This is a genomic window from Kitasatospora sp. NPDC093558 (assembly GCF_040683475.1).
Lineage (GTDB): Bacteria > Actinomycetota > Actinomycetes > Streptomycetales > Streptomycetaceae > Kitasatospora.
Map to the genome: position 1 here is coordinate 1 of NZ_JBFBDY010000257.1, position 8,958 is coordinate 8,958.

General features: G+C 69.4%; 10 protein-coding genes and 1 pseudogene. 7 read left to right on the plus strand and 4 right to left on the minus strand.

Annotated elements, in window-relative coordinates:
* Nucleotides 1–153 precede the first annotated feature (153 nt).
* From AB0O00_RS22300 to AB0O00_RS22310, 3 genes are all read right to left on the minus strand, one after another.
* The gene (locus AB0O00_RS22300) at nucleotides 154–348 is read right to left on the minus strand and encodes a DUF397 domain-containing protein (protein WP_363654381.1); all 195 of its coding nucleotides are present in this window, start codon (nucleotides 346–348) and stop codon (nucleotides 154–156) included.
* Nucleotides 349–456: 108 nt separating this feature from the next.
* Complete coding sequence (locus tag AB0O00_RS22305; RefSeq protein WP_363654383.1) at nucleotides 457–660, minus strand: DUF397 domain-containing protein; 204 nt, start codon at nucleotides 658–660, stop codon at nucleotides 457–459.
* On the minus strand, nucleotides 653–1,486 hold the full coding sequence (locus AB0O00_RS22310) for a helix-turn-helix transcriptional regulator (protein ID WP_363654385.1): 834 nt from the start codon (nucleotides 1,484–1,486) through the stop codon (nucleotides 653–655). The genes AB0O00_RS22305 and AB0O00_RS22310 overlap by 8 nt, the downstream gene beginning before the upstream one ends.
* A 128-nt stretch (nucleotides 1,487–1,614) precedes the next feature.
* On the opposite strand from AB0O00_RS22310, the gene AB0O00_RS22315 reads away from it, so the two are divergent.
* The 4 genes and pseudogenes from AB0O00_RS22315 to AB0O00_RS22330 all read left to right on the plus strand — a co-directional run bounded on the left by AB0O00_RS22315 (nucleotide 1,615) and on the right by AB0O00_RS22330 (nucleotide 3,995).
* Nucleotides 1,615–1,854 (plus strand): hypothetical protein, encoded by a 240-nt coding sequence (locus AB0O00_RS22315; RefSeq protein WP_363654387.1) that lies wholly within the window; start codon nucleotides 1,615–1,617, stop codon nucleotides 1,852–1,854.
* A gap of 122 nt (nucleotides 1,855–1,976) precedes the next feature.
* Nucleotides 1,977–2,480, plus strand: coding sequence for an NUDIX hydrolase (locus AB0O00_RS22320; RefSeq protein ID WP_363654389.1), 504 nt, complete (start codon nucleotides 1,977–1,979; stop codon nucleotides 2,478–2,480).
* Between the two features lie 257 nt (nucleotides 2,481–2,737).
* Nucleotides 2,738–3,461: pseudogene (locus AB0O00_RS22325) on the plus strand (pyridoxal-phosphate dependent enzyme); the annotation flags it as partial.
* 198 nt (nucleotides 3,462–3,659) lie between these two features.
* A complete protein-coding gene (locus AB0O00_RS22330) occupies nucleotides 3,660–3,995 on the plus strand; it encodes an NIPSNAP family protein (protein WP_363654391.1) in 336 nt (111 codons plus the stop codon).
* 161 nt (nucleotides 3,996–4,156) lie between these two features.
* Here AB0O00_RS22330 and AB0O00_RS22335 read toward each other — a convergent pair whose 3' ends face one another.
* Nucleotides 4,157–5,104, minus strand: coding sequence for a zinc-binding alcohol dehydrogenase family protein (locus AB0O00_RS22335; protein ID WP_363654393.1), 948 nt, complete (start codon nucleotides 5,102–5,104; stop codon nucleotides 4,157–4,159).
* 105 nt (nucleotides 5,105–5,209) lie between these two features.
* Here AB0O00_RS22335 and AB0O00_RS22340 point away from each other — a divergent pair, with 105 nt between their 5' ends.
* The 3 genes from AB0O00_RS22340 to AB0O00_RS22350 form a co-directional block, all read left to right on the plus strand.
* The gene (locus AB0O00_RS22340; protein ID WP_363654395.1) at nucleotides 5,210–5,671 is read left to right on the plus strand and encodes a MarR family transcriptional regulator; all 462 of its coding nucleotides are present in this window, start codon (nucleotides 5,210–5,212) and stop codon (nucleotides 5,669–5,671) included.
* 928 nt (nucleotides 5,672–6,599) lie between these two features.
* The gene (locus AB0O00_RS22345; RefSeq protein ID WP_363654397.1) at nucleotides 6,600–7,949 is read left to right on the plus strand and encodes an MFS transporter; all 1,350 of its coding nucleotides are present in this window, start codon (nucleotides 6,600–6,602) and stop codon (nucleotides 7,947–7,949) included.
* 55 nt (nucleotides 7,950–8,004) lie between these two features.
* The coding region (locus AB0O00_RS22350; RefSeq protein ID WP_363654399.1) for a GAF domain-containing protein at nucleotides 8,005–8,958 on the plus strand (954 nt) is incomplete at its 3' end.

The following is an 8,958-nucleotide window of genomic DNA, read 5'->3' on the forward strand; positions in this document are numbered from 1 at the left end:
CCGGTCCCACTCGTCCTTGCTCAGATCTCCCCGCCCCATGACCAGTACAACGAACCGATCATGCGACGGTCACAAGATCCGCCGTACAGAACCTAACCCGCCCAGCAAGAAGCCCCTGCCCGGCTGGGCAGGGGCTTCCGGCAACTCGGAGCTTCAGACCTCGCCGAACTCGCCGGAGCGGACGGCGGTCACGAAGGCGGACCAGGCCTCGGCAGGGAAGGCCAGCGCGGGGCCCTGGGGGTCCTTGGAGTCACGAACGGGAACATAGTGAACAGAGTTGGCCGCGACCTCGATGCACTCGCCGCCGTTGCTGCTGTAACTGGACTTGAACCATTCGAGGGGCGCCATAGTTGCCTCCACAGCTCGCGATTCGACGCCAACAAGCATCGGACTGCGGCGGCCGGGCAGCAAGAAGCCCCTACCCAACTAGGCAGGGGCTCCCGGCAACGCGGGGCTTCAGACCTCGCCGAACTCGCCAGCCTGGACGGCAGCGACGAAAGCGGACCAGGCCTCGGCGGGGAAAGCCAGCGCGGGCCCCTCGGGGTCCTTGGAGTCACGGACCGGGATGGCGCCATGGAGGCCACGGGCCACCTCAACGCAATTTCCCGCCTGGGCGCTGTAGCTACTCGTATGCCACATGACATTGCATAGGTCATCCATGCTCAAAACCCTTCCGCACTTCTCGAATGAACTCGATGCTCTCCGCCCGGGACAACGCCTCAACCTGGAGATAATCGTACTCGCGGGTCAACGCGGCCAGCGTCTCCGGATCACGGTCGAGGAAGCCGCGTTGCTCCGTTTCGCCGTATCCCACGATGGACCCGTTCGGCATGGTCAGCAACGTCAGCGGAAGCGCGAACGGTCGGGCCGCTCCGAGGGAGAACGGGCTGACCTGAAGCAGGATCCGCGGTTGAGCTGCGAGAGCTTCCAGGTACTGCAGTTGCTCAACCATGACAGCGCGATCGCCCATGGTCCGCCGCAGCGCTCCTTCATCAATGACCGCGTGAACATGGGGCGCTGGATCGCGAGTTAGGACACGCTGTCTGCGTTTACGCAGTTCGGTCCGCTCATCGGCCTGCTGTTGCGTCGCGAACCCGCGAAGCACGGGCGCTTCCTGGTGAACGTCGATGTACGCAGGGGTTTGGAACAAGCTCGGAACGATGTTGACCTCGAACAACCGGATGAGCACGGCCTTCGATTCGCAGCGCACGTACTCGTCGAACCCCTCGAACAAGGTGCGCTGGCCTGTGCCGTCCCACTCCCGGAGGAACTGCTCCCCGGAGCCGAACACCCTGTCAAGTCGAGTAACAAACGGTTGACTTGGTTTCCTTCGACCGCATTCGATGGCCGAGATGTACGACGATGTGCAGCCAAGCAGCTCCGCCAGGTGCTCCTGCGTCCAGCCGCGCTGCTCCCGTGACGTGCGAAGCAGCACTCCGAACTCCGCATCGGGCGAGGACTCGGGGTCAAGTTCCTTTTTGTTCACGGCGATTCATCCCACCAAACGAACTGCGCTGGACAAGTTGAACTGCTCCAGAGCGTAGAGGACATTAGGCACTCCCGGTAGTCATCGCACTACGGATCGGAGTCCCCCTGATGAACAAGAGCACCCCCATGTCCGAAGTCCCCCTCCCCCACGAGGTGGTGATCGATCGCGGCCACCTCAGTGACGGCCGGCCGCGCGAGGGGGTCTTCATGGAGCAGTGCGGCGGCATCATGTACCTCCGCCCGATCGGCGGCGGCGTCGAGTGGACCACGCGGGCCGACCAGGTCAGCGTCCTCAGTCCCCGCCAGATCGCCCCCGGCTCCGGCGCCCGCTCCCACCGGCGCCTGCTCAACGACGAGCCGGTGTGAATCCGGGCGATCTTCTCCTCGCCGGCCTCCACCTAAGTTCCCTCGCCGTCGGCGGATTTGCCGCCGCAGAGCACCTCCGACGTCACATTCCCCCGCCCCAACCCCCAACCCCAGGAGCAGAGTTGAACGATCACCTCATGCGCAAGCCGCCCGCCCGACGCCTCGGCCAGCAAGCCTTCGTCCTCCGAGAGGACCCCGACGGGGAAGGCGAACTCCACGTCCTCCTCGTCGACCCCGTCTACCGCGACGGCTACACCCTCCCCGGCGGCAGCGCCGAAGCCGACGAGCTCCCCCACCTCGCCGCTCGCCGCCACCTGGAGTCCGAAACCGGCCTCACCCTCCCCCTCCGCACGATCCTCACGGTCGATTACGTCCCCCGCGACAACTACCCGGAAGGCCTCAACCTCGTCTACGCGGGCGGCGTCGCAACCCCCAGGCAGGCCAAGGCCGTGAGCGCGCACCGCCCGCCGCAGAACATCCGCGCCCTGCACTGGATCCCCCGCCACCTGCTCGACACCGTGATGCCCCCCGACCAGGCCCTCCGCGTCCACGACGCCTGGGACGCCTGGGAACACGGCGCCGGCCGCCCCCTCCTCCTGCAGGGCATCCCCGTCCCGGTCCGCTGACCAAACACCATCGACATCACGGGGGAACCTCCGTTCGGCCCCCAAGTCCACAACCGCTGGGAGAATTTGGTCCTGCTCGGATCCGTACCTTCGAAGGGTCGTCATAGAAGTCGACCGATCGACAATCAGGGGGGTTCTCCGCCGCCCAGACTCCCATCCTCGGTGCCGGCCGCCGAGCGCTGCGGCGCCCTCCTGCTCTTTCTCGGCCTGACCACCCGAGGCAACCTCATCGCCTGGTCCTGACACCCCCGGAGGACTCCGGCGGCAACGCCGGGCTGGCTGGCCTGCGCCTGGGCCGCCCAGCGCCACGGCATCAAGGCCACCGTCTTCCTGCCGACCACCGCCCCGGCCGTCAAGGTCGCCAAGCTCCACAAGTTCGGCGCCGACGTCCGCCAGGTCGGCAAGGAGTACGCCGAGGCCGCCGCCACTGCCGCCGAGTTCGCCGCCACCACCGGCGCCCTGGCCTCCCATGCCTACGACAACCCGTACATCGCCGCCGGCGCCGGGACCCTGCTCTCCGAGATCCACGACCAGATCCCCGGCCTCGATACCGTCATCGCCGCCGTGGGCGGCGGCGGCCTGTTCGCGGGCACCGCCATGACCGCCCATGCCCTCGGCGTGCGGGTCGTCGCCGTCGAGCCGGAGAACTGCCGCACCCTCAACGCCGCGATCACGGCCGGCGAGGTCGTGGACGTCGAAGTCGACTCCGTCGCCGCCGACTCCCTCGGCGCCCGCCGCGCGAGCGAGACGGCCCTGCACTGGGCCCAGCGCGCCCAGGCCCGCTCCGTCCTCGTCACCGACGACGCGATCCGCGAGGCCCGTGCACTGCTGTGGGACCACCGGCACCTGGCCGTCGAGCACGGCGCCGCCACCGCCCTCGCGGCGCTGACCTCCGGCGCCTACAAGCCCGGCGACGGCGAGCGCATCGCCGTGGTGCTGTGCGGGGCGAACACCGACCCGTCGGACCTCGTCACCACCTGATGCCCCCCGGGTAGCCGCCGTCCGTGACGGACAGCTTGGGTGGCGGCCACCGGCCCAAGACTTCCGGGCAGCCTCAGCGTCCCGGCAGCGGGTGGCCTCGCGCGGCCTGCCGGGGGTGTCGGTGGCTGCCAGTAGTGTCGGCACGTTACGGGCAGGGGGTGTTGTGCCCGAGGCGTCGCATACCGCAGGAGACTGGCTGTGATTCTTGAGATTCGTACGTACCGGCTGAAGCCCGGCACCGGCGAGGAGTTCGTCCGGGTGATGCGGGAGGAGTCGGTGCCGTTGCTGGAGAACGCCGGTATCCGGGTAGTGGACTGCGGGGCTTCTCTGGTGGCCGAGGACGGTCATGAGGAGGCGTACCTGATCCGCGCGTTCGCCTCGTTGGAGGCACACCGAGATCAGGAGGCTGCGTTCTACGGCAGCGACGCATGGCGCCGCGGCCCCCGGGAAGCCATAGTGTCCCGAATCGACAGCTACCACACCATCGTTCTCGATGTGCCGGACGAGGCTGCTGAGGCCTTCCGGGGCAAGTGACATGCGTCCGTGACCCGGTCCGGGGCCGACCGGCCCGGCCTGATGCACGACCAGACCTGGGGGTCACATGGGCTCCCTCCCGGCGTCCTAGGTGATCCCTTCCCGTCCTGGCCGGGGCTCGTCGCGGGAGCCGCCTCGTGGTCGGCGCCTTCTGCGTGGAGTCAGGCGACGCGGAGGATGGTCTTGCCGTGGGTGGCGCCCTCGGCGAGGCGTTGCACGGCGATGGCCACGTCCGTCAGGTCGTACTCGGCGGTAATGTCCACGCGCACCTGGCCGTCGGCGACGAGGCCCAGTGCGCGGCGGGCACTGTCGGCGAGGCGCTCGGGGTGGGTCCGGCCGAGCAGGTTGCTGTTGTAGGTCACGAGCGATTTGCCGTGCATGAGCAGGTCGTTGGTGTTGGCCAGCACAGGTTCGTAAGTACTGAGGTTGCCGTACGCCACCAGTCGGCCGTGCGCGGCAAGCCGCTCGAGGCCGGCGTGGCGGGTCAAGCCGCCGACCGGGTCGAGGATCACGTCGATCTTCTCGTCGCCGAGCGTGGTCGGGAAGTTCTCACGCAGGAGGAGCTGGTCATAGCCGAACTGGGCGGCGTAGTCGGCCCGGCTGTCATTGCCGACCACGCCGACGATCCGGCCGGCCCCGGCCAGTCGGGCGAACTGGGCGGCGAGCGTGCCGACTCCGCCTGCGGCTGCGTGGATCAGCACGCTCTCGCCGGGCTGCACGCGCGCGGCGGTGTTGATCAGGTCGTATGCGGTCGGTGCGCCCCAGCCGAGACCTGCGGCCGTCCGTAGCGGCATGTCGCCGATGCCCAACGTGAGCGCGGCGGGTGCCAGGGCCACCTCGGCACAGGCTCCCGCCGTGATCAGCGCGGTGACGGGCTCACCGACACGGCTCGTGTCGACGCCCTCGCCGACTGCGGCGATGTGCCCGGACGCCTCGAAGCCCGGGACAAAGGGACGCGGCACGGGGAAGTGGCCGTCCCGGACCATGGTGTCGCCCCACTGGATCCCCGCGTAGGCCACCCGGATCGCCACCTGGCCGGGGCCAGGGGCGGGCTCGTCGAGTTCGGCGACCCGGTAGTGGTCATCAGCGTCGAGAACCACAGCCTTCATAGTTACAGCCCCCTGTGTTGACTCAGTATCCTTACAGTTGAGAACAGTAGGTATGTAAGGTTCCTGAGTCAACCCATGAACCTGTTAATTGAGTGGGAGCGTGTAGTGGAAGCCCCGATCGAGAACGACCTCTGCACCCGGATCAGGCGGTCGGAGCAGGCGCTGATGGCGCACCACGAGGCAGTGCTGCGCGCCTACGGACTGACCATGACGCAGTACACCGTGCTGATGATCCTCTCTCGCGAAGGCGGCATGTCCGGCGCCCAACTGGCCCGCTCCTGCGGGGTGACGCAGCAGAGCATGAGCAGTGTGCTGACCAACATGGAGGCCAAGGAACTCATCCGTCGCGAGACGTCCCCGGTGCACGCCAAGGTGCAGATCGCCACCCTCACCGATGAGGGCCAGGCACTGCTGGACCGCGCCTACCGGGAGGTGGTCATCCTTGAGCGCGCGCTCACCGACGCGTTCACGCCCTCCGAACACGCCTCACTCTGCGAACTTCTGGAACGCGCCACCACCGTCCTGATCCAGCAGACGCGCCGCGCGGTAGCCCCGCCCGCCGGCTGATCGCCTCTGAACTCGACCGCGACGCCTTCCGCCAGGGCCTCGCCCCGGCTCAGCTGCACGGCGATAGCCTCGGCATCGCCCTGGGCGACGTGCGAGAGATGGTCATCGATTACCTGGCCGGCCTCGACCTGGACTGGCTCGCCGACCACATCGCCCCACAGCTGACCGGCGCGTCCTGACCATCTCACCGGAACACTCCGCTCCTCCTGCGCAGGAAGTCGGCGTGATCGACTTCCTGCGCACAGTGCGGGCTGTCGCCGTGAACACCGCGAGTGGAACGCACTGGAGCCGGGCCAGCGCAATGCTCGCCGGCCGGCCCGTTTTCTCATCGGCAACGGAACAACGCGAACAGGAACAGGAAGCTGGGCTGGCGGGCTCAGTCCCCGAACCTCTGCGTAGGAAGTCGGTCATGCCGACTTCCTACGCAGAACGGAACGGACACGGCACTGTCGCCGCTTCGGCTCGGCCGTAGCGGCGACGGCTAGAAACCATGCCTCGCCGACTCCCCAAGTGCGTAACTCCTCCTTCCGCGCAGGAAGTCGGCTCGGTCGACTTCCTGCGCGCAGCGCGGGCTGTTGGCATGGACGCCGCGAGTGGAGCGAATAGGGGCCGGGCCGGCGCAAGTGCGCTGGCCCGGCCCGATTTTCATCGGCAACGTCGTCGCTTCGGCTTCCGGTGAAGTGACAGAACGTTTCTTCTCCTCCCCGCCCTGCGGCCTCCGGTGCCGCTTCGGCGGGCGCCGAAGCGGCACCGGAACAGCAACAGGAGCGGGAGCAGGGGGGTGGGCAACGGTGGTCAGGGTTGGCTGGTTATGGGGTGGGGGGCTGCATGGTGGGGGTGGACTATGTGGGTTGGGCACATAGGCCCCACGGGCTGGGCTTCCTACGTTGTGGCGACATCCTCGATGCCGGACCGGAAGTGGTGACCCATGGCAGCATCGGTTGAGAACCGCTCACTCCCTCGGGTAGTGGCGGCGAGTCTGATCGGGACCACCATTGAGTGGTACGACTACTTCCTCTACGGCACCGCCGCCGCGCTCGTGTTCGGGAAGGTGTTCTTCCCCAACAGCGATCCGCTGACGGGGACGCTCCTCGCCTTCCTGACGTACGCCATCGGGTTCGCGGCGCGGCCGCTCGGGGCCCTCGTGTTCGGGCACTTCGGGGATCGGGTCGGGCGCAAGCGCCTGCTCGTCGTGAGTCTGCTGCTCATGGGCGGGTCCACCACCCTCATCGGGGTGCTGCCGACATACAAGAGCATCGGCGTCGCCGCGCCCGTGCTGCTGACGGTGCTCCGGCTGGTGCAGGGGTTCGCGCTGGGCGGGGAGTGGGGCGGGGCCGTCCTGTTGGTGTCGGAGCACGGGGACCAGCGGCGGCGCGGCTTCTGGGCCTCGTGGCCGCAGGGCGGCGCGCCCGCCGGGAACCTGCTGGCCGCCGGGGTGCTGTCGCTGATGACGACCGTGCAGTCGGACACCGCGTTCCTCGCGTGGGGGTGGCGGGTGCCGTTCCTGCTGTCGGCGGTGCTGGTCGGGGTCGGCATGTGGATCCGGCTCGCGGTCGACGAATCGCCTTTGTTCCAGGCGGCGTTGGCCGCGCAGAAGGAGCGCAAGACCGTCGAACAGCCGCCGCTCGTCGCCGTCCTGCGGCACCACTGGCGGGAGGTCCTCGTCGCCATGGGCGCCCGCATGGCGGAGAACATCTCGTACTACGTCATGACGACCTTCGTGCTCGCCTACGCCGTCAGCCACGCCCACTTCTCCAAGCAGACCGCGCTCAACGCCGTCCTGATCGGCTCGGCGGTCCAGTTCGCGCTGATCCCGCTGTTCGGCGCGCTGTCGGACCGGGTCGGGCGCAAGCCGGTGTACCTGGTGGGCGCGGTCGGGGTCGGGGTCTGGGCGTTCGTCTTCTTCGGCCTCGTGGACACGAAGTCGTTCCCCGCGCTCGTCGGCGCCGTCACGGTCGGCCTGGTCTTCCACAGCGCGATGTACGCGCCCCAAGCCGCCTTCTTCTCCGAGATGTTCGCCACCCGGATGCGCTACTCGGGCGCCTCGATCGGCGCCCAGTTCTCTTCGGTGGCGGCCGGGGCGCCGGCTCCCCTCATCGCGACCGCCCTCCTCAAGGACTACGGCAGCGCCACCCCGATCTCCATCTACGTCGCGATAGCGGCGGCCCTGACGGTGCTCGCCGTCCTCTGCGCACGGGAGACGAAGGGTCAGGACCTCGCCGACGTCGAGGCGCAGCCGGCCGATACCACCGCCGTCCCCAAGCCCGCCACCGCCTGACGGCCCAGCCGCTACTATCGCGCTCCCGCCCCACTGCCGATTGGCGGCACGCACCATGAACGACCCCCAGACGGCCGGCGCCGCGCCCGCCCTGCGGCGGCTGCTCGACCTGCTCGGATCCGGCGCCGCCACCGAGGACTTCGCCGAGGTGCTGGCCGACGCCCGCCGCCGGGGGGCGCCGGCCGCGGTGCTCCAGGAGATCGACGACGCCACCTGGCAGGCCCTCCGCGTGCACCGCACGCTGCGCCAGCACCGGCGCCGCGAGGCCGAGTTGACGGCGCTGTTCGACACCGCCGGCGACCTCGCGGCGTCCCGCGACCTGGACACCGTGCTGCAGGCGATCGTCCGCCGCGCCCGCCTGTTGCTCGGCACCGACACCGCCTACCTGACCCTCCCGGACGAGGCCGCCGGCGACACGTACATGCGCGTCACCGACGGCTCGGTGTCCGTCCTGTTCCAGACCCTCAGGCTCAGCCTCGGCGACGGCCTCGGCGGCCTGGTCGCGCAGACCGCCCGCCCGTACGCGACCCCCGACTACCGCACCGACGACCGCTTCCACCACACCGGCACCATCGACGCGGGCGTGCTCGACGAGGGCCTCGTCGCGATCATCGGCGTGCCGCTGCTGCTCGGCGGGCAGGTCATCGGCGTCCTCTTCGCCGCCGACCGCTCGCCGCGCGCCTTCTCCCCCGACGAGGTCGCGCTGCTCTGCTCGCTGGCCGCGCACGCCGCGATCGCCCTGGACACCGCCAAGTCGCTGGCCGACACCCGCGCCGCCCTCGCCGAGCTGGGCGCCGCCAACGAGCTCGTCCGTGCCCACTCCGCCGCCGTCCAGCGCGCCGAGCAGGCCCACGACCGGCTCACCGACCTCGTCCTGCGCGGGGCCGAGGTGCCGGACGTCGCCGCCGCCGTCGCAGCCCTGCTGGACGGCGAGATAGCTGTCCTGGACGCCGAGGGCGCGCCGCTGGCCGGCCGCGCCCCCGCCGGCGCCCGGGGGGGCGGGGCGGGC